At 73.3% G+C, this 25,475-nt stretch carries 22 protein-coding genes and 1 riboswitch; of the genes, 10 read left to right on the top strand and 12 right to left on the bottom strand.

Translation table 11 applies throughout. The features are described 5' to 3' along the window. The 3 genes from lptE to PHZ_RS19420 form a co-directional block, all read right to left on the bottom strand. Positions 1-504 carry an LPS assembly lipoprotein LptE gene (gene lptE / locus PHZ_RS19430; RefSeq protein ID WP_012524065.1) on the bottom strand — a complete coding sequence of 168 codons (504 nt, stop codon included), beginning with the start codon at positions 502-504 and terminating at the stop codon, positions 1-3. Continuing rightward, entirely contained in the window at positions 501-3,104 is a 2,604-nt protein-coding gene (gene leuS / locus PHZ_RS19425) for a leucine--tRNA ligase (protein ID WP_012524064.1), read from the bottom strand. The genes lptE and leuS overlap by 4 nt, the downstream gene beginning before the upstream one ends. Before the next feature lie 78 nt (positions 3,105-3,182). Beyond that, on the bottom strand, positions 3,183-3,647 hold the full coding sequence (locus tag PHZ_RS19420) for a DUF3576 domain-containing protein (RefSeq protein WP_041373732.1): 465 nt from the start codon (positions 3,645-3,647) through the stop codon (positions 3,183-3,185). 269 nt (positions 3,648-3,916) lie between these two features. Here PHZ_RS19420 and PHZ_RS19415 point away from each other — a divergent pair, with 269 nt between their 5' ends. Next, a complete protein-coding gene (locus PHZ_RS19415) occupies positions 3,917-4,300 on the top strand; it encodes an NtrZ family periplasmic regulatory protein (protein WP_049758356.1) in 384 nt (127 codons plus the stop codon). On the opposite strand, the gene PHZ_RS19410 is transcribed toward PHZ_RS19415, so the two are convergent. After that, positions 4,290-4,892 carry a thiamine phosphate synthase gene (locus PHZ_RS19410; protein WP_012524061.1) on the bottom strand — a complete coding sequence of 201 codons (603 nt, stop codon included), beginning with the start codon at positions 4,890-4,892 and terminating at the stop codon, positions 4,290-4,292. The two genes, PHZ_RS19415 and PHZ_RS19410, sit on opposite strands and share 11 nt — an antisense overlap. Before the next feature lie 19 nt (positions 4,893-4,911). On the opposite strand from PHZ_RS19410, the gene PHZ_RS19405 reads away from it, so the two are divergent. Further along, entirely contained in the window at positions 4,912-5,574 is a 663-nt protein-coding gene (locus PHZ_RS19405; RefSeq protein ID WP_012524060.1) for a YggS family pyridoxal phosphate-dependent enzyme, read from the top strand. Here the strand turns inward: PHZ_RS19405 and PHZ_RS19400 are convergent. The 3 genes from PHZ_RS19400 to PHZ_RS19390 are packed head-to-tail and all read right to left on the bottom strand — an operon-like array spanning position 5,571 to position 7,906. Further along, the gene (locus PHZ_RS19400) at positions 5,571-6,707 is read right to left on the bottom strand and encodes a hypothetical protein (protein WP_012524059.1); all 1,137 of its coding nucleotides are present in this window, start codon (positions 6,705-6,707) and stop codon (positions 5,571-5,573) included. The genes PHZ_RS19405 and PHZ_RS19400 overlap by 4 nt on opposite strands. Before the next feature lie 6 nt (positions 6,708-6,713). Continuing rightward, the gene (locus PHZ_RS19395; protein ID WP_012524058.1) at positions 6,714-7,406 is read right to left on the bottom strand and encodes a helix-turn-helix domain-containing protein; all 693 of its coding nucleotides are present in this window, start codon (positions 7,404-7,406) and stop codon (positions 6,714-6,716) included. Further along, the gene (locus tag PHZ_RS19390) at positions 7,403-7,906 is read right to left on the bottom strand and encodes a L,D-transpeptidase family protein (RefSeq protein WP_041373730.1); all 504 of its coding nucleotides are present in this window, start codon (positions 7,904-7,906) and stop codon (positions 7,403-7,405) included. Before PHZ_RS19390 ends, PHZ_RS19395 begins: the two co-directional genes overlap by 4 nt. 51 nt (positions 7,907-7,957) lie before the next feature. Between PHZ_RS19390 and PHZ_RS19385 the strand changes: the two genes are divergently transcribed. Next, entirely contained in the window at positions 7,958-8,641 is a 684-nt protein-coding gene (locus tag PHZ_RS19385) for a response regulator transcription factor (RefSeq protein WP_041373729.1), read from the top strand. 3 nt (positions 8,642-8,644) lie between these two features. Here the strand turns inward: PHZ_RS19385 and xth are convergent, their stop codons facing one another. After that, the gene (gene xth, locus PHZ_RS19380; protein WP_012524055.1) at positions 8,645-9,451 is read right to left on the bottom strand and encodes an exodeoxyribonuclease III; all 807 of its coding nucleotides are present in this window, start codon (positions 9,449-9,451) and stop codon (positions 8,645-8,647) included. A gap of 203 nt (positions 9,452-9,654) precedes the next feature. Continuing rightward, positions 9,655-10,314: a LolA family protein gene (locus PHZ_RS19375; protein ID WP_236611857.1), complete on the bottom strand. Its 660-nt coding sequence runs from the start codon at positions 10,312-10,314 to the stop codon at positions 9,655-9,657. Between the two features lie 92 nt (positions 10,315-10,406). On the opposite strand from PHZ_RS19375, the gene PHZ_RS19370 reads away from it, so the two are divergent. Beyond that, positions 10,407-10,661, top strand: coding sequence for a UvrB/UvrC motif-containing protein (locus tag PHZ_RS19370; protein WP_041373728.1), 255 nt, complete (start codon positions 10,407-10,409; stop codon positions 10,659-10,661). 314 nt (positions 10,662-10,975) lie between these two features. Here the strand turns inward: PHZ_RS19370 and PHZ_RS19365 are convergent, their stop codons facing one another. Next, complete coding sequence (locus PHZ_RS19365) at positions 10,976-13,372, bottom strand: FtsK/SpoIIIE family DNA translocase (RefSeq protein WP_012524052.1); 2,397 nt, start codon at positions 13,370-13,372, stop codon at positions 10,976-10,978. A gap of 168 nt (positions 13,373-13,540) precedes the next feature. On the opposite strand from PHZ_RS19365, the gene PHZ_RS19360 reads away from it, so the two are divergent. Continuing rightward, on the top strand, positions 13,541-13,939 hold the full coding sequence (locus PHZ_RS19360) for a hypothetical protein (protein WP_148216922.1): 399 nt from the start codon (positions 13,541-13,543) through the stop codon (positions 13,937-13,939). A 28-nt stretch (positions 13,940-13,967) separates the two neighbouring features. Here PHZ_RS19360 and PHZ_RS19355 read toward each other — a convergent pair whose 3' ends face one another. After that, entirely contained in the window at positions 13,968-14,171 is a 204-nt protein-coding gene (locus tag PHZ_RS19355; protein ID WP_012524050.1) for a DUF1674 domain-containing protein, read from the bottom strand. Positions 14,172-14,263: 92 nt separating this feature from the next. Between PHZ_RS19355 and PHZ_RS19350 the strand changes: the two genes are divergently transcribed. The 5 genes from PHZ_RS19350 (at position 14,264) to purH (ending at position 20,342) form a co-directional block, all read left to right on the top strand. Further along, positions 14,264-14,647 carry a heme-copper oxidase family protein gene (locus PHZ_RS19350; protein ID WP_041373726.1) on the top strand — a complete coding sequence of 128 codons (384 nt, stop codon included), beginning with the start codon at positions 14,264-14,266 and terminating at the stop codon, positions 14,645-14,647. A 41-nt stretch (positions 14,648-14,688) separates the two neighbouring features. Then, positions 14,689-16,002, top strand: a complete 1,314-nt coding sequence (locus PHZ_RS19345) for an RsmB/NOP family class I SAM-dependent RNA methyltransferase (RefSeq protein ID WP_236611856.1) — start codon at positions 14,689-14,691, stop codon at positions 16,000-16,002. A 243-nt stretch (positions 16,003-16,245) separates the two neighbouring features. Further along, positions 16,246-16,905, top strand: a complete 660-nt coding sequence (gene rpe / locus PHZ_RS19340; RefSeq protein ID WP_012524048.1) for a ribulose-phosphate 3-epimerase — start codon at positions 16,246-16,248, stop codon at positions 16,903-16,905. 8 nt (positions 16,906-16,913) lie between these two features. After that, entirely contained in the window at positions 16,914-18,632 is a 1,719-nt protein-coding gene (locus tag PHZ_RS19335) for a heparinase II/III family protein (protein WP_012524047.1), read from the top strand. Positions 18,633-18,640: 8 nt separating this feature from the next. Then, a riboswitch (ZMP/ZTP riboswitch) is annotated at positions 18,641-18,723 on the top strand. A 26-nt stretch (positions 18,724-18,749) separates the two neighbouring features. Continuing rightward, complete coding sequence (purH, locus tag PHZ_RS19330) at positions 18,750-20,342, top strand: bifunctional phosphoribosylaminoimidazolecarboxamide formyltransferase/IMP cyclohydrolase (RefSeq protein ID WP_012524046.1); 1,593 nt, start codon at positions 18,750-18,752, stop codon at positions 20,340-20,342. Between the two features lie 172 nt (positions 20,343-20,514). On the opposite strand, the gene PHZ_RS19325 is transcribed toward purH, so the two are convergent. Beyond that, a complete protein-coding gene (locus PHZ_RS19325; protein ID WP_012524045.1) occupies positions 20,515-25,422 on the bottom strand; it encodes an NAD-glutamate dehydrogenase in 4,908 nt (1,635 codons plus the stop codon). Positions 25,423-25,475: the final 53 nt, after the last annotated feature.

Raw genomic sequence — 25,475 nt, 5'->3', positions numbered from 1 at the left:
TCAGCGGCCGGACCCCGCGCCGTTGGCCAGCCAGACGGCGAGCTCGAGCTGGATGCGCCGGGCGGCCTCGGCGGCGGCCCGGTCCTGGGCGTCCTGCTGGGCCGCGATCGAGGCGTAGGGCTGGTCGGCGGAATCGTAGGTGAGCTCGACCCGCACCCGGCCCTGCTTGGCCACCGCGCCGGCGGGCTGGGTCCGCAGGACATAGTCGGCGGTCAGCACGTATTCGTAGCGGGTGGCGACGTTGTCGATCCGCACGCCGCGGGGATAGCGCGCCTCGCCCAGCGACAGGTCCATCACGTAGGCGGTGGGCGCGCCGCGGTTGCGGGCGAAGGCGTCGTCGAGGTGCTGGCGGATCAGGTAGCCGGTGCGCCCCTCGGGGGCCACGACCTCGATGGCCGCCAGGTTCGCGCCCACGCCCCGCTCGCCGTACAGCGGCTGGAACCCCGCGCACGCCGAGAGCGCGGCGGCCGACAGGGTGAGGGCGAGGAGCGCGGCCTTCGTCATGCCGCCACGATATTCACGATCCGGTCCTTGACCACAATGATCTTGCGGATCGTGAGGCCTTCCAGCCGCGCCTTGATCTCGGGGTCGGCCAGGACGAGTTGCTCGACCTCGGCCGGCTCGGCGCCCGCGGGGGCCGAGATCTCGCCCCGGCGCTTGCCGTTGACCTGCACCGGCAGGACCTTGACCGCGTCCTGCGTCAGGGCCGGATCGTAGGTCGGCCACGGCGCCTCGACGACCAGCCCCTGGCCGCCGATCCGCGCCCAGCATTCCTCGGCCAGGTGCGGCGTGAAGGGGGCGATCAGCAGCGCGAAATCCCTGAGCGCCGCACGATGCGCGTGGGCGAGCGCTCCGGCCCGACCCTGCGGCCGCTCGGCCTTCAGCACGTTCAGGAAGCTGTAGAGGTGGGCGATGGCCGAGTTGAACCGGAAGCCCTCGATGGCCTCCGTCACGGCCTTCACGGTCTTGGCGTGCTGGCGCCGCAGGTTGTCGGTCGCGACGCCGGTGACGGCCTCCTCCGTGCCCGGGACCGGCTCCTCCGAGGCGTCGAACTCGTCCCACACCCGGTTCACGAACCGCCAGGCGCCCTGGACGCCGGAGGTGGACCACTGGGCGTCCCGCTCGGGCGGGCTGTCGGACAGGACGAACAGGCGGGCCGCGTCGACGCCGTAGACGTCGAAGATCTCCTCGGGCGCCACGGTGTTCTTCTTGGACTTCGACATCTTCTCGACGTCGCCGATCACCACCGGCTCGCCGCTGCCGACCAGCCGGGCCCGCCGCGTCTTGCCCTCCGCCGTGACCTCGACCTCCTTGGGCTCGACCCACTCGCCGCTCTGCTTGCGGTAGGTCTCGTGGGTGACCATTCCTTGGGTGAACAGGCCCGCGAAGGGCTCGCGCACGCTCAGCATGCCGACGTCGGCCAGGGCCTTGGTGATGAACCGGGCGTAGAGCAGGTGCAGGACGGCGTGCTCGACGCCGCCGATGTACTGGTCCACCGGCAGCCAGTAGTCGGCCGCCGCCTTGTCGATGGGGGCTTCGGCGCCCGGATTGGCGAAGCGGGCGAAGTACCAGGAGCTGTCCACGAAGGTGTCCAGCGTGTCGGTCTCGCGGGTCGCCGGGCCGCCGCAGCCGGGGCAGGTGGTGTGCTTCCAGGTCGGATGGCGCTCGAGCGCATTGCCGGCCTTGCCGAACTCGATGTCCGCGGGGTGGGTGAGCGGCAGGTCGCTGCGGCGCACCGGCACGACGCCGCAGGCCTGGCAGTGGACCACCGGGATCGGGCAGCCCCAGGCGCGCTGGCGCGAGACGCCCCAGTCGCGCAGGCGGTAGACGGTCGCGCCCTGGCCGTCGCCCTGTTCCTCGATGCGGGCGATGGCCGCGGCCTTGGCGGCCTCGACGTCGAGCCCGTCCAGGAAGCCGGAATTGATGATCCGGCCGGGCCCGGTGTAGGCCTCGTTCAGCAGCTTCTGGACGATCGCCTCGGCCTGCGCCTCCTCGGGCGGCAGGACGACGGGCTTCACCGGCAGGCCGTACTTGCGGGCGAAGTCCAGGTCGCGCTGGTCGTGCGCCGGGCAGCCGAAGATGGCGCCGGTGCCGTAGTCCATCAGGATGAAGTTGGCGATCCAGACCGGCAGCTCCCAGCTGGGATCGAACGGGTGCTTCACCTTCAGGCCGGTGTCGAAGCCCTCCTTCTCGGCGGTCTCGATCTCGGCCTCGGACACCGCGCCGTGGCGGCACTTCTCGATGAAGGCCGCCGCCTCGGGGTTCGCGGCCGCCACCGCCTGGGCCAGCGGGTGGTCGGGCGCGACGCCGACGAAGCTGGCGCCGAACAGCGTGTCGGGGCGGGTGGTGTAGACCTCGACCCCGGCCTCATGGCCCGCGGGCGGCTGGCCGGCGAAGCGGAAGCGCAGGCGGGCGCCCTTCGAGCGGCCGATCCAGTTCTCCTGCATCACGCGGACCTTCTCGGGCCAGCGGTCCAGGGTCTTCAGGTCGTCGACCAGCTGGTCGGCGTACTGGGTGATCTTCAGGAACCACTGGGCGAGCTTGCGCTTCTCGACCGGCGCGCCCGAGCGCCAGCCCTTGCCGTCGACCACCTGCTCGTTGGCCAGCACCGTCTGGTCCACCGGGTCCCAGTTGACGACGCTTTCCTTGCGGTAGACGAGGCCGCGCTCGAACAGCTCCAGGAACAGGGCCTGCTGCTGGCCGTAGTATTCCACGTCGCAGGTCGCGAACTCGCGCGACCAGTCGATGGACAGGCCCAGCTCCTTCAGCTCGGCCCGCATCCGGGCGATGTTGTCGTAGGTCCAGGCCTTGGGATCGACGCCGCGCTCCATGGCGGCGTTCTCGGCCGGCAGGCCGAAGGCGTCCCAGCCCATCGGATGCAGCACCGAGAAGTCCTGCGCGCGCTTGTAGCGGGCGATGACGTCGCCCAGGGCGTAGTTGCGCACGTGGCCCATGTGGAGGCGCCCCGACGGATAGGGGAACATCTCCAGGACGTAGTACTTGCGCTTGCCGGGAGCCTCGACGGCGCGGAACGCCTGGGCCTCGTCCCAGCGCTTGCGCCACTTGGGCTCGGTTTCCTTGGGATTGTATCGGGTAGCGGCCATGACGGGCGGCCTTTGGACTGGAGTTCAGGTCCGGTCAACCGCCCGGCAGGAGGCCGACCTTCGAAACGCGCGGGAGCCTCAGCCCCGGATGTTCGAAAGTCGGAGCTGGCGCGCCCGCGTCAGGATGGCGTTCTCGATGTCCGCCTCGGTCTGCACCGCGGCCGGCGCGTCCACCCAGTTGCCGGCGGCGTCGCGGGTCTGCTTGAAGACCGCCACGTTCAGGCCGTCGGCGCGCAGCCGCGCGTCCAGGATGTAGACGGTGCACTTGAAGCGCTCGTCCGGCTTCTCGGGATTGATATACCAGTCGGTGATCACCACCCCGCCGTAGGGGTCGGCCGAGGCCAGCGGCATGAAGGACAGCGTGTCCAGCGTGGCGCGCCACAGGTAGCCGTTCACCGAGATGGAGCCTTCGGGGCGTTCGATCTTGTCGCCGCCGCCGCCCAGGAACCGGGGACCGCTCGAGCACGCGGCGAGGCTCAGGGCCGCCAGGGCCGCCGCGCCCGCGATCAGGCCACGCTTCAGGTCACCGCGCACAAACGGCATAGGCATCCGTCTCCAATTGATCTCCCCGCGGCGCGAACGCCACGGCGCCGCCCCCGCGCCGCGCCCTCTATAACAACGGCGCCAGCGGCGCCAAACAGGAATCGCGTGGCCGAAGGGCCACATGTCGGCGCGATCTTGGCGAGTCCGGAGCCCCGCGGCCTCGGAGTCGGTTGACGTCGTCGGCGGCGCTTCTCTAATCGCAACGAGATCGCGAACCTGTGCAGTAGCGCTGGGGTGCGATACCGGGGCTTGGGGACTATATGTTGCTTATGTCTGTTGGCCGGATCAGCGCGATCATCGCTGCGGCCGCGCTTCTCGGCGCGGCGGCGGGCGGCGCGCACGCGGCCGACAAGGGCAAGCGCATCGACTTCACCGTGAAGTCCGAGCCGGCGGCGGCGTCCCCCGGGGCGGGCCGGGTCCAGGTGTACGACGCCTCCAAGGGCCGCTTCGGCGTCACCCTGGGCGTGCGCCAGTCGGACGTGCGGGAATCCACCCTCAACGACGTGCAGGCGGGCGCCTACTTCCGCATCACCCCGTCGCTGCGGGTCGGCGGCTCGGTGGCCCTGGGCGACCAGGAGCTGACCCCGCGGGCCAACCAGGCCCGGCCGGCCGATGCGCCGAAGGTCCGGCTGGAATCCACCTTCAAGTTCTAGCGGACGTCTCGGGGCTCAGCCCTTCCACCGCTGCAAGACCGATAAGGCCCGCGTCCCTGAGGCGCCGGGCCGTTTTCATGTTCACCCCGCCCAGGGCGTAGGCCGGCCGCCCCGCGGCGCGCGCCAGGGCGGCCAGCCGCACGGGGCCCAGCGGCGGTCCGGCCGAGGGGCTGTTCGAGGGGAACGCCGCGGAGATCACCACCGCGTCGGGGCCGGGCGTGCGGGCGGCGGCCAGCGAATGGGCCGCGGCGGTGACGATCCACCCCGGCCGGGCGCGCTTCAGCGGCATGGCCAGGCGGGCCAGCCGCTCGGGCAGGTGGACGCCGTCGGCTCCGGCCGCCGCGGCCAGCTGCGCGTCCTGGCCCACCAGCAGGACGAGGCCGCGCGCGCGGGCGACCTGCTTCAGCGCCCGGGCCGTGGCGAGGGCGCCCGGGTCCCCGAAGGCGCGGTAGACGATCCCCGAGCCCGGCGGCAGCGCGCGCGCCGCGGCCAGCGGATCGGGGGTCCGCGCGGGGTCGGTGAAGAACAGCAGGGCGGGCAGGGCCTTTCGCAGCCGCCTGCGGGCCGGTAAGAGCCGGGCCGTCCGCTCCATGGTCCAGAACCCGTCCGAAATGGCCGCCGCTCCCACGCCCTACGCCGACGTCGTGGCCCGGATCGCCCGCGCCGCGCAAGCCTGCGGCCGCGATCCGGCCGAGGTGACCCTGGTCGCCGTCTCCAAGCAGCAGCCCTGGGAGGCGATCGAACCCGTGCTGGCCGCCGGCCAGAAGGTGTTCGGCGAGAACCGCGTGCAGGAGGCCATGGCCCGCTGGGAGGGCCGGGCGGAGGGCCTGACGCTGCACCTGATCGGCCCCCTGCAGACCAACAAGGCCAAGGAGGCGGTCGCCTTCTTCGACGTGATCGAGAGCCTCGACCGCGGGAAGCTGGCCCGGGCCCTGGCCGAGCAGGTCCAGAAGCAGGGCCGCACGCCGCGGCTCTACGTGCAGGTCAATACCGGCGAGGAGCCGCAGAAGGCCGGAGTCGTCCCCGCCGAGGCCGACGGGTTCATCGCCGCCTGCCGCGGCGACTACGGTCTGCAGGTCGAGGGGCTGATGTGCATTCCGCCGGCCGCCGAGCCGCCCGGCCCGCACTTCGCCCTGCTGGCGAAGATCGCCGCCCGCAACGGCCTGGCGAAGCTCTCCATGGGCATGAGCGACGACTTCGAGACCGCGATCCGCTTCGGCGCCACCAGCGTGCGCGTCGGCTCGGCGGTGTTCGGCGCCCGGTCGGCCGGCTAGGCCCTGCGCGGCCAGAGGCGGTCCGGCGGGGTGGCGGTGACCTGGCCGGCGAAGCGGGCGATGCGTTCGGGGGCGAGCTTGCCGCCGCGCGCGGCGGCCTCCATCCAGGCTTCGATGTCCCCGCCGGTGCGGTCGTAGCCCTCGGCCTTCAGCATGCCGTAGAGCGCCGCGGCCAGGACGTGCATGCCGTCGTCGGCGGTGCGCCAGCGCTCGGCCGGATCGCGGGCGACGCCCAGCCGCTCCGAGACGATCTGGTCCAGGGCCTGGACCGTGTCCTCGTTGAGGAGGCCGTCCATCGAATTGTAGCCGAAGCCGGGGTCGTGCTCCTTCAGCACCCGCACCATCAGCGGATCGGCCGCCAGCACCTTCAGGGCCGCCGTCGCCGCCGGCCCGTCCATGGGGAAGGGCGGGTGCAGCATCTCGTGGGCGGCGACCCGCACCACGGTGTCCAGCGGATAGTCGAAGTGCGAGAGCGAGCGCTGGCCGCCGACGCTGACGCCGTGGGGCTTGGAGAACCACAGGAGGACGACCCCGATGACGGGATCGAGCCGGCGGCCGATCAGCCGCTCCTGCTCGGCGATGACATCGTAGCCGGCCAGGCCCGCGGCGAGGCGGGGGCGTTGGATCGATAGCCGGTCGCCCACGAACTCGGCGCGGAACGACGGGAAGTCGGCGGCCCTCAGCTCGCCCAGCACGGCGGCGACGTCCGCTCGGCCGCCCGCGACGAACCGCCAGCTCGCCTCGTCCCAGTGCGAGCTCGCCCGGTAGGCCGGAAGGATGCGGCCCTCCAGGTCGGAGAGCGAGGCCAGGAGCTCGTCGATGCTCTCGGCCGGCCCGTAGGAGAGCACGTTGGCGAGAGTGGGCCACAGCAGCTTGCCCTCGGCGTCGGCGCGGGCCTGCAGCCGCCCGAGGGCGGCGGTCAGCACCGGGGTGCTCCGGGGCGCGAAGGCGTCGAGTTCCGCCCGGTAGCGCTCGGCGTACAGCGGCTTGCCCGACAGCGGCCCCAGGAAGGCGAGGGCGTCGAAGCCTGTCGAACTGCCGATGTCCCAGCGGGTGCGCGGGGGCTGGGCCGCCCGGACGGGGCCGGCGAACGGCAGGGCGGCGGCGGCGGCGAGGAAGGCGCGTCTGTCCATGCGCACTCACATGGAGCGGGCGGGCTCCCGCGTCTTGAACGGATTTGACCTGCGCCAGGCGCCCGGGGGGCGTCCCGACAACGCCGCCACCGCCCGGGTCAGGTGGGCCTGGTCGCTGAAGCCCCGGGCCAGGGCGATCTCGGCCAGGGACAGCTCGCCCGCCAGGGCGTCGGCCACGGCGGCCCGGGCTCGCGCCTCGCGGCCGAAGGCCAGGGGCCCGACGCCGAAGGCCTGGCGGAAGCCCCGGGCGGCGTGCTCGGGCGAAAGGCCGTGGGCCCGCGCCCACGCGCCGATCCGCACCGGCCCCTCGGCCAGGGCCCGGGCCAGGCGGTCGGGCCAGTCGCCTTCGGCGTCCGGCGGCCGCGGGGCGTGCTGGGCCAGCACCAGGGCGGCGGCCTCGGCCGGGTCGCGCTCGGCGGCCCGCACGACGGCGTCGGGATCGGCGATGCGGCCGAAGGCCGGCAGGGACCCGTCGGGCAGCGGCAGGTTCACGACCTGCGCCCCCGCCGGCCGCACGCGGTTCAGGTGCGCCTCGAAGCGGCCGTGGGCCACCACGTCGCCGGGGCCGATCCGTCGCCGCCCGCCCTCGCCCGCCTCCTCGTAGCCCCCGGCCAGGACCACCGCGAGGTAGCCCTCCGCGTGCCGGTGGCGCGGCAGCTCGCCGGCGGCCAGGATCTGGCGGAGGGGCGGGCGGCTCATCGCCGGATCTCGATCGCATCGCCCGGCTGGATTCCGTCCAGCAGGTCCTCGAGGTCCTCCCGGGCCAGGGCGACGCAGCCTTCGGTGGGCGCATAGCCGGGCTTGGCCACGTGCAGGAAGATGCATGAGCCGAGGCCCGGGACCGGCGGGTCGTCGTTGTGGCCCAGCACCACCACGATGTCGTAGAGCCCGTCCTCGCGCCACAGCCGCTCGTGGCTGGCGGGATAGGGCAGCTTGACGTGGCGGTTGTAGGCGGGGTCGGCTGGGTCGTCGCACCAGCCGTCGTCCTCGGCCATGGCGTGGACGCGCAGCTCGCAGGCCGGCGGCGGGCCGCGGTCGGGGCGGTACCAGACCTCGCGGATCGGCCAGACGCCGGCGGGCGAGGCCCCGTCGCCCTCGCGCTTGTCGGCGGCGGGCTTCACGCCCGCGGGCCCCAGCGCGCAGCGGACCCTGCGGTGACCGAGGTCGAGCCAGCCGTCCGACGTCGCGGTATAGATCAAAGCCTCAAATCCTTTTGCCCGACACGGCCGATATGGTGTTTGTTTCGGGGCATGGCTCAACGCAAGACCCTCCTCATCGTCGACGACGACCAGGACCTTCGCGGGGCGATCGCCGAACAGCTCCAGGCCGAGGGCTTCGAGACGATCGAGGCCCCCACCGCCGGCGAAGGCGTGCGCCTGGCGTCCGAGGCCAAGCCCGACCTGGTCCTGCTGGACGTCGACCTGCCCGACATGGACGGCCGCCAGGCCTGCCGGCAGATGCGCCAGAACGGGGTGCAGTGCCCGGTGATCATGCTGACCGCCGCCGCCGCCGACGAGGACACGGTCGAGGGGCTGGAGGCCGGCGCCAACGACTACGTCACGAAGCCCTACAAGTTCGCCGTGCTGCTGGCCCGGATCCGGGCCCAGCTGCGCAGCCACGAGCATTCGGAAGGCGCGGTGTTCCGGCTGGGGGCCTACGAGTTCCGCCCGGCGGCCAAGCTGCTGGTGGACGACCGGCAGCGGAAGATCCGGCTGACCGAGAAGGAGACCAACATCCTGAAGTACCTCTACCGGGCTGGCGAGAAGGCCGTCTCGCGCGAGGAGCTTCTGGCCGAGGTCTGGGGCTACAACGCCGGGGTCACCACCCACACGCTCGAGACCCACGTCTACCGCCTGCGGCAGAAGATCGAGCCCGACCCCGCCAACGCCAAGCTGCTGCTCACGGAGGCGGGCGGCTACAAGCTGGCGCCTTAGGGGCTACAGCACCAGGTCCGCCGTGACCGGCGCGTGGTCTGAGGGCCGCTCCCAGGCGCGGACGTCGTCGTGGACGCGGCTGGCGGCCGAGCCAAGCCGGAAGGCGGCCTCCTTGAGGCCGGGCGTGACCAGGATGTGGTCCAGCCGCAGGCCGCGGTTCGACGCGCGGAAGTCGGCGGCGCGGTAGCTCCACCACGAAAACACCTTCTCGGGCTCGGGCGTCTGGGCCCGGGGCAGGTCGATGAAGCCCAGCGAGGCGACCAGCTTGCCGAAGGCCTCCACCTCGGCCGGGGTGTGGCTGACGACCTTCGACATGTAGCGGTGGTTCCAGACGTCATGCTCGCCAGGCGCCACGTTGAGGTCGCCGACCACGGCCAGCGGCGCCTTCGGGTTGCGCTTCGCCAGTTCGGCGGTCAGCTTCTCGTAGAAGTCCAGCTTGTGGTCGAACTTGGGGTTCGGCTCGCGGTCGGGCGTGTCGCCGCCGGCCGGGATGTAGAAGTTGTGCACCTCGACGCCGGCCACCGTCCCGCCGACGCAGCGGGCGTGGCCCTCGCGGCAGACGTCGAGCCTGGGCGCGTCCTCGATCGGCAGGCGCGAGGCGATGGCCACCCCGTGCCAGCCCTTCTGCCCGGCGATGCGCACGTGCGGCAGGCCCATCTCGGCGAAGGCGTTCACCGGGAACTCGCCCTCGCGGCACTTGATTTCCTGCAGGCACAGCACGTCGGGCGCCTGTTCGCGCACGAAGCGGGCGACCTGCTCGACGCGCAGGCGGACGGAGTTGACGTTCCAGGTGCAGATTCGCAGTCGCATGCCGCTTAGATAGGCGCAAAGAAACGCCCGGGCGATGGCTCGCGCCCGGGCGTTGAAAGTTGTCTCTCATGCCGCCGCCGGGAGGGGATAGGTTCCGGCACGGGGTCCGACGGCGCGGCGCGCCATCGGCGTAGTGGCAATATCGCAACAGTATGACAGAAAGTCAAAGGCTCGCGCGGTAAAGCTTGCGTGTGCCTATCAAATCACACTTTTCCGCGGCCCACGTTCTTCGGGCGGGGGTCCTTGAGCACGAACAGCGAGCCCGCCAGCCCCGAGGCGCGCTGCAGGCCCTGGAGCTGGACGCGGGTCTGGCGGCCCTGGGCGTCGGTGATCGTCCAGCCGGTCAGGGTCATGGGCTCGTCCCGGAAGGTCAGCATGATCTGGCCGGCCGTGCGCTTGTTCCCGTCGCGGGCGGTGATCGAGAAGCCGTCGGCCATGCGCGAGACGCGGGTGACGGTCACACCCTTGTCCAGGCGGATGTTCTTGGCCAGGAACACCGACAGCGGCGTGGCCGACAACGGGTAGCGGTCGAAGGTCTTCAGCCGCGTGTCCTGCACCGAGACCACCCCGCCGTCCGAGACGACCAGCAGGCCCGACGGCGGGTCGTAGTCGAAGCGCGCCTTGCCCGGCCGCTTCAGGAAAACGTCGCCGCCGATCGAGCGGCCGCGGGAATCGGTCTGCACGAAGCGGGCCTTGGCCTCCTTGAGGCTCTCGAGATAGGCGGCGGCGCGCTCGACCAGCGCGCGGTCCTGGGCCGAGAGGCCGGCCTGGGCGAAGGCCGGGGCGGCCACGGATCCGGCGAGGGGCGCTGCGGCGAGCGCGAGCGCGAGGCTGCGGCGGGTCAGGGTCATGGGATTCCTCATGCGCGGGCTTCCTATCGCGCGCAAGCGGCGGCAATAGGGCTCAAATGGGGTCGGCGCTGCAACGCCGGAGCTTGGCGGGGTGTTCCGAGGTCATGGGCGCGATCGAGGACCTGGAACGGCGGATGAAGGCGGCGGCCGAGGCGGGCGACTTCGAGACCGCCGCCCTGCTGCGCGACGCCATCGCCCGCCTGAAGGCCGGCGAGAGCAATCTCGTGGAGCAGTCCCCCGGCCGCATGGGCCTGGGCTCCAGTCAGGAGGCCTACGTCCGCGATCCGACGAAGCCGCTGCCGAAGAAGCCCGACCTGATGACCAAGGGGCGCCGCCCGGGCGGCCGGCGGCGGGGCTAGACCCTCGCGTCGCTCGGCCCTCTCCCTACCCTCTCCCTCTCGGCGCTGCGCGCTCGGGGGAGAGGAGGCAGGCTCCCTCCTCTCCCCCCGCGAAGCGGAGAGGGAGAGGATCGAGGAGAGGGCCCGGCGCTGTCCCAGGCCGCGAACAAACCCGAACGGGCGGTCCGTGAGACGCCGCGCAAGCGGCGGCTGTCCCTAGGAAACACGAAGATCGCCAAGAGCACGAAGACCACGAAGGGCGGCCTCTTCGTGATCTTCGTGAGCTTCGTGGGCTTTGTGTCGAAAGACGGCTTCGCCGTCGTCCGGAAGCCCGCCTACGGCGGCGCGCCGACCAGGATCTCGCGCTTGCCGGTGTGGTTGGCGGGGCCGACGACGCCCTCCTGCTCCATGCGCTCCATGAGCGAGGCGGCGCGGTTGTAGCCGATCTGCAGGCGGCGCTGGATATAGCTGGTGGAGGCCTTGCCGTCGCGGGTGACGACGGCGACGGCGCGGTCGTAGAGGTCGTTGGCGTCGCCCGTGTCGCCGCCGAAGCCGAGGTTCGGCCCCTCGTCCCCCTCCTCCTCGCCGCCGGCGGTGACCTCGTCGAGGTACTGCGGCGTGCCCTGGTCGCGCAGGAACTTGGCCACCGCCTCGACCTCGCCGTCCGAGACGAACGGGCCGTGCAGGCGGGTGATGCGGCCGCCGCCGGCCATGTAGAGCATGTCGCCCTGGCCCAGCAGCTGCTCGGCGCCCTGTTCCCCCAGGATGGTGCGGGAATCGATCTTCGAGGTGACCTGGAAGGAGATTCGGGTCGGGAAGTTGGCCTTGATGGTGCCGGTGATGACGTCCACCGACGGCCGCTGGGTGGCCATGATCAGGTGGATGCCGGCGGCGCGCGCCATCTGCGCCAGGCGCTGGACGGCGCCCTCGATGTCCTTGCCGGCGACCATCATCAGGTCGGCCACCTCGTCGATGATCACCACCAGGTAGGGCATCGGCTCGGGAACGATCTTCTCGGACTCGAAGATCGGCCGACCGGCGTCGTCGAAGCCGGTCTGGACGGTGCGCTCGAAGTGCTCGCCCTTGGCCAGGGCTTCCTTCGCGCGCTCGTTGTAGGAGGCGATGTTGCGCACGCCGATCTTGGACATCCGCCGGTAGCGGTCCTCCATCTCGCGCACGGTCCACTTCAGGGCGACGATCGCCTTCTTCGGGTCGGTGACGACGGGGGCCAGCAGGTGCGGGATACCGTCGTAGACCGACAGCTCCAGCATCTTGGGGTCGATCATGATCAGCCGGCACTGCTCGGGCGGCAGCCGGTAGAGGATCGACAGGATCATGGCGTTCACGCCCACCGACTTGCCCGAGCCGGTGGTGCCGGCGATCAGCAGGTGGGGCATCTTGGCGAGGTCGGCGATGTAGGGCTCGCCGCCGATGGTTTCGCCCAGGGCCACGGGCACCACCTGGCCGCCGCGCTCGTATTCGGGGGCCGCCAGCAGGTCGCGCAGGTAAACGGTCTCGCGCCGCTGGTTGGGCAGCTCGATGCCAATGGCGTTGCGGCCCGAGACCACCGAGACGCGGCAGGCGGCGACGCTCATCGAGCGGGCGATGTCGTCGGCCAGCGCCACGACCCGGGCCGACTTCACCCCCGCGGCGGGCACCAGCTCGTAGAGGGTGACCACGGGGCCTGGGCGGATCTGGTCCACCTGGCCGCGGACGCCGAACTCGGCCAGCACGCTCTCGAGCAGCTGGGCGTTCTGGCGCAGGGCGCCCTCGTCGAACTGGGCGGCCCGGGGCTTGGGCTTGGCCAACATGGCCAGCTCGGGCAGCTTGAAGCCGCCCGGCTGGACGAATTCGAAGGTGGCCTGCGCCTCCTTCTGCTCGCGGACGCTCTCCTTGGGCGGCGCCTTGGGCGCGCGGACCTTGGGCTCGCCGGCGACCGGCGCGGGCGAGGCGTCGGCGCCCGTGTCGACGTCGGCCTCGTCGGCCGCGAAGGCCGCGGTGTCCGGGATGATGCTGTCGAGCCCCCGGCGCCGCGGCGCGCGGACCCGGCGCTCGGGACGCTCGGCGCCCTGGGGGCGTTCCGGCCGCGCGGCCTTCAGCTTGGGGCGGAACGCTTCGGCCAGCCAGGCGCCGGCCCCGCGCACGTCCACCTTGGAGAGGCCCAGGGCGTAGCCGTAGGCCACGGCGCCGAGCGCCGCGAGCGTCGTCCCGGCGACGATCGCGCCGGCCGGGAGGCGCGCGTAGGCGATCAGGCCCGTCAGGCCCGCGAACAGGGCGTCGCCCCAGAAGCCGCCCAGGCCCTTGGCCAGCGGCCAGGCGACCGGCGGCGCCGGCCAGGCCAGGAGGCCGGCCAGGGCCAGCACGCCGAGGGCGCCGAGCAGCGCGCGCAGGCGCAGGGCGCCGCGGCCCGCGTCGGGGGTCGGGTCGGCCACGCGGGCCAGGCCCAGCACGACGATCAGCAGCGCGAGCAGGCCGGCCGCGACGCCCAGCGACTGGACGCCGACGTCGGCCAGCACCGCGCCGGCCCCACCGAGGGCGTTCTGCGGCGCGGCCGCGCTGGCGGCGTTCAGGCTTGGGTCGGCCGCGTCGTAGGTGGCGAAGGCGACCGCCAGGATCACGCCGAACGCCGCGGTCACCCCGCCGCGCAGGCGCGCCGTCCCCGGGTGCGCCCAAACCAGCTTCGCGATGTGGAGGAAGAGCTCCACGCCGGTCTTCCGCGCCGCCCGCGCCATGCCTTCGAGATCCCCTTGCCGACTGGCCTCAGAACCCCCTGTTTCGCCGCTCCACGGTTAACGGGCGTTTACTCTGGGCGGCTCCGGCCCGCTCCCGGGCGCTTGCGGCGCGATGCCGCTTCCGCTCGGCAGGCGGCCGGATTAGGGTCGCGCGCCATGAACTGGTCCATGCCCCGTCCCGTGCTGCAGATCGTCGCCGGCCTGATCGGCGTCGCCGCGCTGGGCTCCTTCACCGCCGGGATCCTCTCGGCCGACGCCCCCGCGCGCCTGCCGGGCGAGCGGACGGCCGAGGCGGGCGCGGTGATCGAGGCGGCCGAGGCCACGCCGCTCGCCCAGGAGCGGATCGAGGGCCCCCCGCCCCCGCCCGAGAAGACTCCGGAGGAGAAGGCGCGGGAAGAGGCCGAGCGGAAGGCCCGCGAGGAGGCCGCCCGCGCCAAGGCCGAGGCCGAGGCCGCCGCCCAGGCGCAGCCGGCCGCCCCCGCCGCGCCCCAGGACCGCATCGGCGAAGTGCTGGAAAAGGCGCGGCCCGCCCCGCAGACGCCGCCGCCGGAAGAGCCGCTGTTCTGACCTGACGTGGGTCTGACCGGTCGGGCCGTCAGAAGTCGACCGCGATGCCCTTTCGCTCCCAGTCGCCGAAGCGCGTGGGCTCGGGTCCGCGCGGGCCGCCCTGCTCGGGGGCGCGCTCGGCCTCGGCGGCGGCCTTGCGGCGGGCCTCGGCCTCTTCCAGCGCGCGGCGGGCCGCAGGGGAAAGCGCCTTGCCGGGCGCGGCGTTGGGCAGGGTCTCGTCCATGGCCTGCATTTAGGCCCGGAAGATTGCCGATTCTACATTTGCATTGTTCGCGGAACGCTGGTTTACGACCCGCCCAATTTGGTTTCGGGGGAAACTAAGCCATGTCCCGTCTGTCCACCGCGTTCTTCTCAGCCGCCGTCCTCTACGCCCTCGCCGGCATGTCGCTCGGCATGTTCATGGGCGCCACCCAGGACTTCACCCTGCGCCCGCTGCACGCCCACATGAACCTGCTGGGCTGGGCGGGCCTGGCCCTGATGGGCGCCTTCTACGGCGTGGCCGGCGCGCACGCGCCGCGCCGCCTCGGCTGGGTGGTGTTCGTCGTCGCCAACGTCGGCAACGTGCTGCTGCTCGGCCAGCTCTACGGCATCCTGCAGGGCCGCCCGCCGATCGTGCCGCTGCTGATGGCGGCCGAGTTCTCGGTGCTGGGCGCGATGCTGCTGTTCGGCGTCTCGGTGCTGATGGCCGGCCGCAAGCCCGCCGCCTGAAGTTGCTTGCGCCCGCGGCCCGTTCCGGGCAGGCGGGCGCGGTGACCACGAACTCGCCCGAAGACCTCTCGAAGTCCGGGCCGGAGACCGCCATCGGTCTGCCGGCCCGGGCCGCCGCCCTCGACCTGCTGGACGCCGCGCTGTCGCGCCGCGCCGGCCTGGAGGAGGGGCTGACCCATCCCGCCCTCGGCCGCCTGGCGCCGCGCGACCGCGCCTTCGCCCGCGCGCTGGCCATGGCGGCCCTTCGCCACCTCGGCCCCATCGACGCGGCGCTGCAGGCCAGGCTGCGTAAGCCGCCGCCCGACCGCATCGTCCAGGTGCTGCGGCTGGGCGCGGCCCAGCTGCTGGTGCTGAAGACGCCCGCCCACGCCGCCGTCTCGGCGACGGTGGACCTCGCCGCCAGCCAGAAGGGCGGCCAAGCGTTCAAGGGCCTCGTCAACGCCGTGCTGCGGGGCCTCTCGCGCGAGCCGCCCGACCTTTCCGACCCCGACCTGCTGGCGCCCCAGTGGCTCGCCGCCCGCTGGCGCGCCGCCTTCGGGCCCGAGGCCGCACGGGCCATGGCCGCGATGGTCGCCGACGAGCCGGCCACCGACGTCACGCCGAAGGATTCGGCCGACGCCGAGGCGCTGGGCCAGATGCTGGAGGGCCGCGTCCTGCCGGGCGGAAGCGTGCGCGCGGGCCTGAAGGGCGAGGTCCAGGCGTGGCCCGGGTTCGCCGAGGGCCGCTGGTGGGTGCAGGACGCCTCGGCGGCGATCCCCGCCCGCCTGCTCGCGGTGAAGGCGGACGAGACCGCCCTCGACCTGTGCGCCGCGCCGGGCGGCAAGACCCTGCAGCTCGCCGCCGCCGGCGCCCGCGTCACCGCGGTGGACAAGGCGGCGGGGCGGCTGAAGCGGGTCTCCGAGAACCTCGCCCGCACCGGCCTTTCGGCCGAGGTCGTGCAGGCCGACGCCGCCGAGTGGCCCGACCGGCGCCGCTTCGATGCAGTGCTGCTGGACGCCCCCTGCTCGGCCACCGGCACCTACCGGCGCCATCCCGACGTGCTGTGGGTGGCGAGCCCGGCCGACATCCCCAAGCTCGCCACGCTGCAGGCCCGGCTGCTCGACGCCGCCGCCCGGCGGGTGAAGGCGGGCGGCCGCCTCGTCTACTGCGTCTGCTCGCTGGAGCCCGAGGAGGGCGAGGCGCAGGTCGAGGCCTTCCTGAAGCGGTCCCCCGAGTTCGCCCCGGAGCCGGTGGAGCCCGGCGAAGGCGGCGCGCCCGAGGCCAGCCGGCTGCCCAACGGAACCCTCCGCATCCTGCCCCACCACCTGGACGGCGGAACCGACGGCTTCTTCATCGCCCGCCTGCGGCGGTCGTGATGTCCACGAACTTGGCGGCCCTGCGCCCGGCCCTCTCTCAGGCCCTCTCTCAGGCCCTCTCCCCGGCCCTCTCTTTCTCCGGGCTGCGCCCGGGGGGCGAGGGGGCGTCTCCTCTCCCCCGCGAAGCGAGAGGGAGAGGAACAAGGAGAGGGGCCGAGCGGAGCGAGGCACGCAGGTCCTCGCCAGACGGCGGAGCCACCGCCCCCCTGGCCTCGCGGGCCGCATCACGTTAACACCCGGGCCATGGCCGCCCGTACGATCATCGCGCCCTCCATCCTGGCGTCCGACTTCTCGCGCCTGGGCGAGGAGGTGCGCGCCATTGAGGCCGCCGGCGCCGACTGGGTGCACGTGGACGTCATGGACGGCCACTTCGTGCCGAACATCACCATCGGGCCCGACGTGGTGAAGGCGCTGCGCCCGCACGCGAAGATCCCCTTCGACGTCCACCTGATGATCGCCCCGGCCGATCCCTACCTCGAGGGCTTCCGCGCCGCCGGGGCCGACATCATCAGCGTCCACCCCGAGGCGGGGCCACACCTGCACCGGACGCTGAAGCGCATCCGCGAGCTGGGCGCCAAGGCCGGCGTCGTGCTGAACCCCGGGACCGACCCGGGTCCGCTGGAGTGGATCCTGGAGGACATCGACCTCGTCCTCGTCATGTCGGTGAACCCCGGCTTCGGCGGCCAGAGCTTCATCCCGGGCCAGCTGCGCAAGGTCGAGCGCCTGCGCCGGATGATCGACGCGGCCGGCGCCGACATCATCCTCGAGGTGGACGGCGGGGTGACCCCGGAAACCGCGCCCCGGTGCATCGCCGCGGGCGCCACGGCGCTGGTGGCCGGTTCGGCCGTGTTCAAGGGCGGGCCCGACCGCTACGCCGCCAACATCGCCGCGCTCCGGGGCTGACCGGGGGGATGGCGCCGACGCCGCGACTGCCCGGACGCCGCCTCGCCCTGGCGGTCGGCGTCTGGACGGCGCGGCGCCTGCGGGAGGAATGGCTGGGCTCGGCCCCCTACGCCTGGACCGCGCCCCGCCCCGACGGCCTCGGCGCCCAGCCCCGCGACTTCCGCCCCGCCGACCCCGAGGCCGGCCGCCGCATCCTGGCGGGGGCCTTCGTGCTGGCCGGGGCGACGCTCACCGTCGGGCCGCGCGGCGATCCCTGGGACCGGCCCAGCCCCGACCGCCGCTTCGCCGTCGCCCTGCACCGGTTCGGCTGGCTGCGCGACCTCCTGGCGACCGGCGGCGAGGGCGTCACCGAGGGCCTGCGGCTGGCCCTGGAGTGGCGCCGGGTGTTCGCCGGCTGGAACAGCTTCGTCTGGGGGCCGGAGGTGCTGGAGCGGCGGGTGTTCAACCTCGCCTGCGCCGCCCGCCAGGTCTGCGCCGGGGCGTCCGAGGCCGAGACCGCGCTGATCGCCGGCGACCTCGCCCGCCAGGTCCGCGTGCTGCTGGACCAGGGCGGCCGGCCGGCCCGCGCCGCCGAGCGCGCCTGCGCCGCGGCGGTGGGCGCCGCCGCCCTTTCCGGCCCGGCGGCCGAGCGGCTGCTCGCCCGGGCGCTGGCCCGGCTGGAGCGCGCGCTGGAGGCGACCGTCCCGGAGGACGGCGGCCACGCCACGCGCAGCCCCGAGGCCGCGCTGGAGCTCCTCTTCGACCTGCAGACCCTGGACGAGGCCCTGACCCAGCTGGCCCGGCCGACGCCCGAGGGCGCGCTGCGGGCCATCGACCGGCTCTCGACCTCTGTGCGCGCCCTCACCCTGGCGGACGGCAGCCTCGTCTCGCTCCAGGGCGGCGACGCCTGTTCGCCCGCCTACGTCGCCGCGGCGCGGGCTGGGGAGGACGTGGCGGGCCGTCCCGTCCCCCACGCCTGCAACGGCTACCAGCGGCTGGACGGCGGCACGCTTCAGGCGGTGGTCGACGCCGCCGCCCCCGCGGCCGGGCCCTGGAGCGTGTCGGCCTGCGGCCAGCCCCTGGCCCTCGAGCTGGCGGCGGGGACCAAGCGGCTGGTGGTCGGCTCGGGCTGGTCGCCGGACGGCGGCGGCCACGAGGCCCTGCGGGTCGCCGACGCGGCCTCGACGCTGAACATCGCCGACCTGCCGTGCGGCGAGCCGCTGCGGGGCTTCCGCGCGGCCGCCCTGGGGGCGCGGCTGGTGGACGCCTGCGGCCCGGTGACGGCCGAACGCCGCGACGGGCCGGACGCCGTCTGGCTGGAGCTGGCCCACGACGGCTGGGTCCGGCCCTTCGGCCTGCGCCACGAGCGGCGGCTCTACCTCGACGCGGCGGCGGGCGAGCTGCGCGGCGAGGACCGGCTGACGGCGTTGCGGGCCGCCAAGGGCGAGGACCGGCGGTTCATCCCCTTTACCGTGCGCTTCCACCTGGCCCCCGACGTCAGCGCCCTGATCGCCCGCGACCGCAAGAGCGTGCTGCTGAAGCCCGAGGGGGACGAGGCGGGCTGGTGGCTGCGCTCGGACGCCCTGGAGGTCGCGCTGGAGCCTTCGGTGCACCATCAGGCGGGCGAGGTCCGCCGCACCCAGCAGATCGTGCTGCGCGGCCAGGCCCGGGCCGATTCCGGTGCGCGGGTGCGCTGGAAGCTCTCGTCGGCCGCGGCCGCGGTTGACCCGAAGGGGCCGGACGCCTAATCCCCCCGCCATCCGCGCGTGACTGGCGATGAAGGTGGGCGACCACCGGGGAGCGCGCGGGCGATAGACGCCGCTCGCCTGGGCCCCCTTCTTGAAGCTTCAAGCCAGGAGTCCGCCGTGCCCGCCGCCCCCGACTTTCCCCCCGCCCCGGACCGCGTGAAGGTCCGCCGCGCCCTGCTCTCGGTCTCGGACAAGACCGGCCTCGTGGACTTCGCCCGCGCGCTGGCGGACCGGGGCGTCGAGCTGGTCTCCACCGGCGGCACCCGCAAGGCGATCGCGGATGCCGGCCTGCCGGTGAAGGACATCTCCGAGCTGACCGGCTTCCCCGAGATGATGGACGGGCGGGTGAAGACGCTGCACCCGATCGTGCACGGCGGCCTGCTGGGCGTGCGCGACGCGCCCGAGCACAAGGCGGCGATGGAGGCGCACGGCATCGGCGCCATCGACCTCGTCTACGTGAACCTCTACCCGTTCGAGGCGACGGCCGCCGCCGGCGGCGACTATGAGACCTGCGTCGAGAATATCGACATCGGCGGGCCGGCGATGATCCGCTCGGCGGCCAAGAACCACGGCTACGTCGCCATCTGCACCGAGCCGGCCGACATGCAGGAGGTCGTGGACGGCATGGCCGAGGACGGCGCCACCTCGCTCGACCTCAGGAAGCGCCTGGCCGCCCGCGCCTACGCCCGCACCGCCGCCTACGATGCGGCCATCTCGCAGTGGTTCGCCGGCCAGCTGGGCGAGGCCGCGCCGGCCCGCCGCGCCTTCGCGGGCGAGCTGGTCCAGACCATGCGCTACGGCGAGAACCCGCACCAGGCGGCCGCCTTCTACCGCTTCCCGAACCCGCGCACCGGCGTGGCCACCGCGACCCAGCTGCAGGGCAAGGAGCTGTCCTACAACAACATCAACGACACCGACGCGGCCTTCGAGCTGATCGCCGAGTTCGATCCCGGCAAGGGCCCGGCCTGCGCCATCATCAAGCACGCCAACCCCTGCGGCGTGGCCACCGGCGGCTCGCTGCGCGAGGCCTATGAGCGGGCGCTGGCCTGCGATCCGACCAGCGCCTTCGGGGGGATCGTCGCCCTCAACACGCGCCTCGACGCCGCCACCGCCGAGAAGGTTCTGGAGATCTTCACCGAGGTGGTGATCGCCCCCGGCGCCGACGAGGACGCGGTCGCCCTGTTCCGCAAGAAGAAGAACGTCCGCCTGCTGGTCACCGAGGGCCTGCCCGACCCGACCGCGCCGGGCGAGGTGTTCCGCTCGGTCTCGGGCGGCTTCCTGGTGCAGGGCCGCGACGCCGCCCGCCTGACGCCCGCCGACCTGAAGGTGGTGACCAAGCGCGCGCCCACCGAGGCCGAGGTGCGCGACATGCTGTTCGCCTTCACCATCGCCAAGCACGTGAAGTCGAACGCCATCGTCTATGCGAAGGACGGCCAGACGCTCGGCGTCGGCGCCGGCCAGATGAACCGCAAGGACAGCGCCCGCATCGCCGCCTTGCGCGCCGCCGACTTCGGCCTGGACCTGACCGGCTCGGCCTGCGCGTCGGAGGCGTTCTTCCCGTTCCCCGACGGCCTGCTCCAGGCGGCGGACGCCGGCTGCACCGCGGTGATCCAGCCGGGCGGCTCGATCGGCGACGACAAGGTCATCGCCGCCGCCGACGAGCGCGGCCTCGCCATGGTCTTCACCGGCGTGCGCGTCTTCCGGCACTAGAACCGATGCGCGCCTTCTCCCCTTGAGGGAGAAGGTGTCAGCCGCAGGCTTACGGATGAGGGGTCGCGCGGTCTGTCCGCATGACCCCTCTTGCTCCGGCCGGGCTGGAGAAACCCCTCATCCGACCTGCTGCGCAGGCCACCTTCTCCCGCAAGGGGAGAAGGAAGCGCGGCTACCGCCGCTTCCGCCCGCTCGCGGCTTCCTGCGCCAGCTCGCGCAGGGCGGCGTTGGCGATGGTCAGTTTGGCGAACGTCCAGGCGCCGCCGGCGGCCTCGATCTCGTCCACCGTGCGCGTGGCGGCCAGCACCTGGTCGCGCCGCAGCTCGGCCCAGGAGGCGACGGCCGCCCGGGCTTGCTCGGCGTCGGCGCCGGCCTGCGCCGAGCCTGCGAAGGCCATGATCGCCCGGGCGAGCTGCGCCTGTTCGGCCAGCAGGTCCTCGATCAGCCGGCGCAGGGCCGTCCGCTCGAAGAGGTCGCCGGCGCGGAACTCGCCTGCGGCCGACCGCAGCCGGTCGAAGGCGAAGGCCTCGCCGGCGGCGTAGTACAGGCGCGCCACGTTCGGCAGCGGCCAGCTCGAGGCCTCGGCCAGGTCCACGAGGTCGGCGGTCACGGTCAGCGGGCCGGTGGCCGCCACATCGGCGGCGATCGCCTCGGGGGCCCCGGCCGCGACCAGCTGCCCGGCTCGCGCGTCGGTCGCCGCCCGTTCGACGGGCGAGAGGATCTGCGGCGTCAGCCGGTCCAGGCTCTTGAAGCCCGGCGCATAGCGGGCGGTCAGCTCGGCCACGTCCAGCCCCTCGCGCGCGGCCCGGCGGGCCAGCCAGAAGGTCGCCCCGCGCAGCGAGGCCACCAGCCGGCGGAACAGCGCGAGCTGCGCCGGCGCGGGGATCTGCAGGTCGAGGGCGCGCACGGCCTCCCAGCGGGTCTCGAAGTCGAGCACCACCTTGGCCGCCTCGTAGCCGGCCATCAGCGCGACGACGTCGCAGCCGGCGGCGGCCATCATCCGCGAGGGGAAGCTCGGGCCGCAGCGGTTGATCATGTCGTTGGCCGCGACCGTGGCGATGATGTCCCGCCGCAGCCGGTGGCGGCGGATGGCGTCCTTCCACTTGCGCAGGGGCTTGGGGAAATAGGCCTCCAGCCGCTGCTCGAACCAGGGGTCGTCCGGCGCCTCGGTGGCGACGATCTCGCGCTTCAGCTCGAGCTTGCCGTAGGCCAGCAGCACCGCCAGCTCGGGCCGGGTCAGGCCCCGGCCGGCCTGCAGCCGCTCGGAGATCGCCAGGGCGTCGGGCAGGCCCTCGACGGCGCGGTCGAGCCGGCCCTTGGCCTCCAGGTCGCTCATGAAGCGGGCGTGCGGCTCGAGCTCGCCGACCGTGTCCATCTCCAGCAGCGAGAGCGCCAGGGTCTGGTCGTAGTTGTGGGCCAGGACGTGGGCCGCCACGTCGTCGATCATCGAGCGCAGCAGGGCGTCGCGGCGCTTGCGGGTCAGCTCGCCCGTCCGCTCCAGCATCCCCGTGGCGATCTTGATGTTCACCTCGTGGTCCGAGGAATCGACGCCCGCGGAATTGTCGATGGCGTCGGTGTTCACCCGCCCGCCAGCCCCGGCGTTCCCCTTCTGGGCGAACTCGATGCGGCCGGCCTGGGTGAGCCCGAGGTTGGCCCCCTCGCCCACCACCCTGACCCGCAGGTCGGCGCCGTTGACCCGGACCGGGTCGTTGGCCTTGTCGCCGACCTCGGTGTTGGCCTCGGCCTTCGCCTTCACATAGGTGCCGATGCCGCCCAGGTAGAGCAGCTCGGCCGGGGCCTTGAGGATCGCGCTGATCAGCTCGGCCGGCGGCAGGGTCTCGGCCGTGACGTCCAGCATGGCGCGGACCTCGGGGGTCAGCGGGATCTCCTTCAGGCTGCGGGCGAAGACGCCGCCGCCCTTGGAGATCTTCTTCCGGTCGTAGTCGTCCCAGGACGAGCGCGGCAGGGCGAACAGCCGCTCGCGCTCGGCGTAGCTCACCGCCGGGTCCGGATCGGGATCGAGGAAGATGTGCCGGTGGTCGAAGGCGGCCTGCAGCCGGATCTGCCGGCTGAGCAGCATGCCGTTGCCGAACACGTCGCCGCTCATGTCGCCGCAGCCGACCACGGTGAAGGGCTCGGACTGGATGTCCTTGCCCAGCTCGCGGAAGTGGCGCTTCACCGCCTCCCACGCGCCGCGGGCGGTGATGCCCATGGCCTTGTGATCGTAGCCCGCCGAGCCGCCCGAGGCGAAGGCGTCGCCCAGCCAGAAGCCGTACTCTTCGGCCAGGCCGTTGGCGATGTCGGAGAACGTGGCCGTGCCCTTGTCGGCGGCGACCACCAGATAGGGGTCGTCCCCGTCGTGCGGCACGACGCCGGCGGGATGCTGGACGGCGCCGTCCGGCGTCAGGTTGTCGGTGATGTCGAGCATCCCCGACAGGAAGGTGCGGTAGGCGCGGATGCCCTCGGCGCGCACGGCGTCGGGCGCCCCGCCCTTCGGCAGCTGCTTGGGATAGAAGCCGCCCTTCGAGCCCACCGGCACGATGACGGCGTTCTTCACCTGCTGGGCCTTCACCAGGCCCAGCACCTCGGTGCGGAAGTCGTCGCGGCGGTCCGACCAGCGCAGGCCGCCGCGGGCCACCGGCCCGAAGCGCAGGTGCACGCCTTCGACCACTGTCGACCAGACGAAGATCTCGCGGAACGGCTTGGGGGCCGGCAGGTCCGCCAGCTCGCCGCTCGCCACCTTGAACGAGATGTAGGGCTTGGGTCGCCCGTCGGGGCCCGGCTGGTAGAAGTTGGTCCGCTGGATCGCCTGCACCAGCAGGGCCAGGCGGCGCAGGACCCGGTCGTCGTCCAGGCTCTCAACGGCCTGCAGGGCGCCGACGATCTCGGCCATCACCGCATCGGCCTGCCGTTTGCGCTCGGCCAGGCCGGCGCTGATCGCCGGGTCGAAGCGGATGCGGAACAGGTCGAGGATCAGGCGGGCGACGCCCGGATGGTTCGACAGCGCCTGCTCCTGCACGCGCTGGCTGGGATCCAGGCCCGACTGCTGGCGGTAGCGGGCCAGCGCGCGGACCAGGGCCGCGTCGCGCCACGGGATCGACAGCTCCAGCACCAGGCGGTTGAAGCCGTCGTTCTCGGTCAGGCCGCTCCAGACGGCGACCACCGCGGCCTCGAACGCCTCCTTCACCTCGGCGAACACCAGGTTCTCGCCGCGGGGGTCCTCGAGCTCGAAGTCGTGGATCCAGACCGGCGCCTTGCCCTCGCGGCTGATCGGGAAGCCGGCCTCGGCGACCGCCTTCAGGCCCATGTTCTCCAGGATCGGCAGCACGTCGGCCAGATGGGCCGGCTCGCCGCAGCGATAGAGCTTGAAGCGGAACTGCAGGGCGTTGTCGGACGGCGTACGGTAGGCCCGCACGCGGATCGGCTGGCCGGCCTCGAAGCCCTCGATGGCCGCCACGTCCTGAAGCGCCTCGGCGGCGTCGAAGCGGTCGCGGTAGCCGGCGGGGAACGCCTCGCGGTAGGCGGCGACGGTCTCGGCCACCTGCTCGGGCGTGCGGCCGCTGGCGCGCACGGCGGCCTCGAAGCGGTCCTCCCAGGTCCGCGCGGCCTCGGCGATGGCCGCCTCGACCTTGCGCAGGTCGGGCCAGGGATGCTGCCCGGGCGCGACGCCGATGATGTAGTGCACCCGCGCGAGCGGGGTCTCGGAGAAGCTCGGATAGAACGCCGAGACCCGGCCGCCGTAGGCCTGCGCGAGGATCTCGCCCGCCCGGCGGCGGATGTCGGAATCGTAGCGGTCCCGCGGCACGAACAGCAGCACCGAGGCGAACCGGTCGAACGGGTCGCGCCGCTCGAACAGCCGCACGCGCGGCCGGTCGTAGAGGTGCAGGATGCCCAGCGCCTGGGCCAGCAGCTGGTCCTCGGTGGCCTGGAAGAGCTCGTCGCGCGGATGGTTCTCGACGATGTTCCGCAGGCGCTTCTCGTTGTGGCTGCCGGGCGCCGCGCCGGCGCGCTGCAGCACGCGGGCGGTCTTGGCGCGGATCAGCGGCACGGCGCTGGCCGGCTGGTCGTAGGCCTCGGCGGTGAACAGCCCCACGAAGCGGACCTCGCCGCTGGGCCGGCCGTCCTCGCCGTACCGCTTGACCCCCACGTAGTCCATGTAGGCCCGGCGGTGGACGCGGCTCCTGACGTTCGACTTGGCGACGGTGACCGCCGGGTCGGTGACGAGGCGGTCCTTCACCTGGCCCATCAGCAGCGCCGGCTCGTGCGCGCGGCGCAGCACCGTGCGGGCCGGATCGCGCAGCACGCCCAGGCCGTCGGTGGGCTGATAGAGCGGCTCGGCGGCGGCGTAGTCGCCGTTCTTAAGGCGCGGGTACTCGTAGGCGCGGGCGCCCAGGAAAACGAAGTGCTCGGCGTGCAGCCAGGAGAGGAAGGCGACCTCCTCCTCGGTGGCGCGGCCCGAACCCTCCAGCTCGGCGACCGTGCGGCCCATCATCGCCAGCATCTCGGGGAAGTCGTCCACCGCGGCGCGGGCGTCCTGCAGGGTCGCCTTCACGCCGTCGAGCAGCATCTGCTCGCGGTCGGCGCCGATGGGCTCCAGGATCACCTGGATCATCGACTCGCGCCGGGGGGTCCCGGTCTCGCCGCGCACGCCGGCGCGGTCGCGGGCCACCTCGACCAGCGGGTGGAACATGGCGCGCACCGACAGCCCCTGGTCGGCGATCTCGCCCATCACCGAATCCACGAGGAAGGGGGCGTCGTCCTGGACGATCTCCAGCCGGTCGAGGCCGCCGGCGTGGGCGCCGATCACCGGGGCGATGCGGATCTGCGGGCCGCGGCCGCGGCGGCGCTCGGCGAAGCGCCAGAAGTCGGCCAGGTTGGCGGCGAGGTCCGCGGCGGAGAGCTCGGGCAGCTCGTCGGCGGCCGCGTCGGCGGCGGCCTGGGCGGCGAACGGCTTGGCGGCCGGCTCGCCGATGGCGTCCATGACCGCGCGCACGAGGGCGGCGCCGGAGGACTTGCCGGAAGACTTGGCGGGGGATTTGCCCGAAGAGGCGGCGGGGGTCTTGTCGATGGAGCGGTTCATCGCGCGATCCCCCACGCGAGAACGCCGCCGGAGGAGAGAGTCCGGCGGCGCGT

It is taken from the genome of Phenylobacterium zucineum HLK1 (assembly GCF_000017265.1).
Classification (GTDB): Bacteria; Pseudomonadota; Alphaproteobacteria; order Caulobacterales; family Caulobacteraceae; genus Phenylobacterium; species Phenylobacterium zucineum.
Note: the sequence above shows the minus strand (reverse complement) of the source record. Positions and strands in the feature narration are given on the sequence as shown.

Coding starts and splice junctions, on each gene's coding strand:
- PHZ_RS19375 (WP_236611857.1), bottom strand. CDS start 10,314: ATGAGGAATCCCATGACCCTGACCCGCCGCAGCCTCGCGCTCGCGCTC.
- rpe (WP_012524048.1), top strand. CDS start 16,246: ATGGCCGCCCGTACGATCATCGCGCCCTCCATCCTGGCGTCCGACTTC.
- PHZ_RS19405 (WP_012524060.1), top strand. CDS start 4,912: ATGGCCGCCGCTCCCACGCCCTACGCCGACGTCGTGGCCCGGATCGCC.
- PHZ_RS19400 (WP_012524059.1), bottom strand. CDS start 6,707: ATGGACAGACGCGCCTTCCTCGCCGCCGCCGCCGCCCTGCCGTTCGCC.
- PHZ_RS19370 (WP_041373728.1), top strand. CDS start 10,407: ATGGGCGCGATCGAGGACCTGGAACGGCGGATGAAGGCGGCGGCCGAG.
- PHZ_RS19410 (WP_012524061.1), bottom strand. CDS start 4,892: ATGGAGCGGACGGCCCGGCTCTTACCGGCCCGCAGGCGGCTGCGAAAG.
- PHZ_RS19365 (WP_012524052.1), bottom strand. CDS start 13,372: ATGGCGCGGGCGGCGCGGAAGACCGGCGTGGAGCTCTTCCTCCACATC.
- PHZ_RS19395 (WP_012524058.1), bottom strand. CDS start 7,406: ATGAGCCGCCCGCCCCTCCGCCAGATCCTGGCCGCCGGCGAGCTGCCG.
- PHZ_RS19360 (WP_148216922.1), top strand. CDS start 13,541: ATGCCCCGTCCCGTGCTGCAGATCGTCGCCGGCCTGATCGGCGTCGCC.
- leuS (WP_012524064.1), bottom strand. CDS start 3,104: ATGGCCGCTACCCGATACAATCCCAAGGAAACCGAGCCCAAGTGGCGC.
- lptE (WP_012524065.1), bottom strand. CDS start 504: ATGACGAAGGCCGCGCTCCTCGCCCTCACCCTGTCGGCCGCCGCGCTC.
- PHZ_RS19420 (WP_041373732.1), bottom strand. CDS start 3,647: ATGCCGTTTGTGCGCGGTGACCTGAAGCGTGGCCTGATCGCGGGCGCG.
- PHZ_RS19415 (WP_049758356.1), top strand. CDS start 3,917: ATGTCTGTTGGCCGGATCAGCGCGATCATCGCTGCGGCCGCGCTTCTC.
- PHZ_RS19355 (WP_012524050.1), bottom strand. CDS start 14,171: ATGCAGGCCATGGACGAGACCCTGCCCAACGCCGCGCCCGGCAAGGCG.
- PHZ_RS19385 (WP_041373729.1), top strand. CDS start 7,958: ATGGCTCAACGCAAGACCCTCCTCATCGTCGACGACGACCAGGACCTT.
- xth (WP_012524055.1), bottom strand. CDS start 9,451: ATGCGACTGCGAATCTGCACCTGGAACGTCAACTCCGTCCGCCTGCGC.
- PHZ_RS19335 (WP_012524047.1), top strand. CDS start 16,914: ATGGCGCCGACGCCGCGACTGCCCGGACGCCGCCTCGCCCTGGCGGTC.
- PHZ_RS19325 (WP_012524045.1), bottom strand. CDS start 25,422: ATGAACCGCTCCATCGACAAGACCCCCGCCGCCTCTTCGGGCAAATCC.
- PHZ_RS19350 (WP_041373726.1), top strand. CDS start 14,264: ATGTCCCGTCTGTCCACCGCGTTCTTCTCAGCCGCCGTCCTCTACGCC.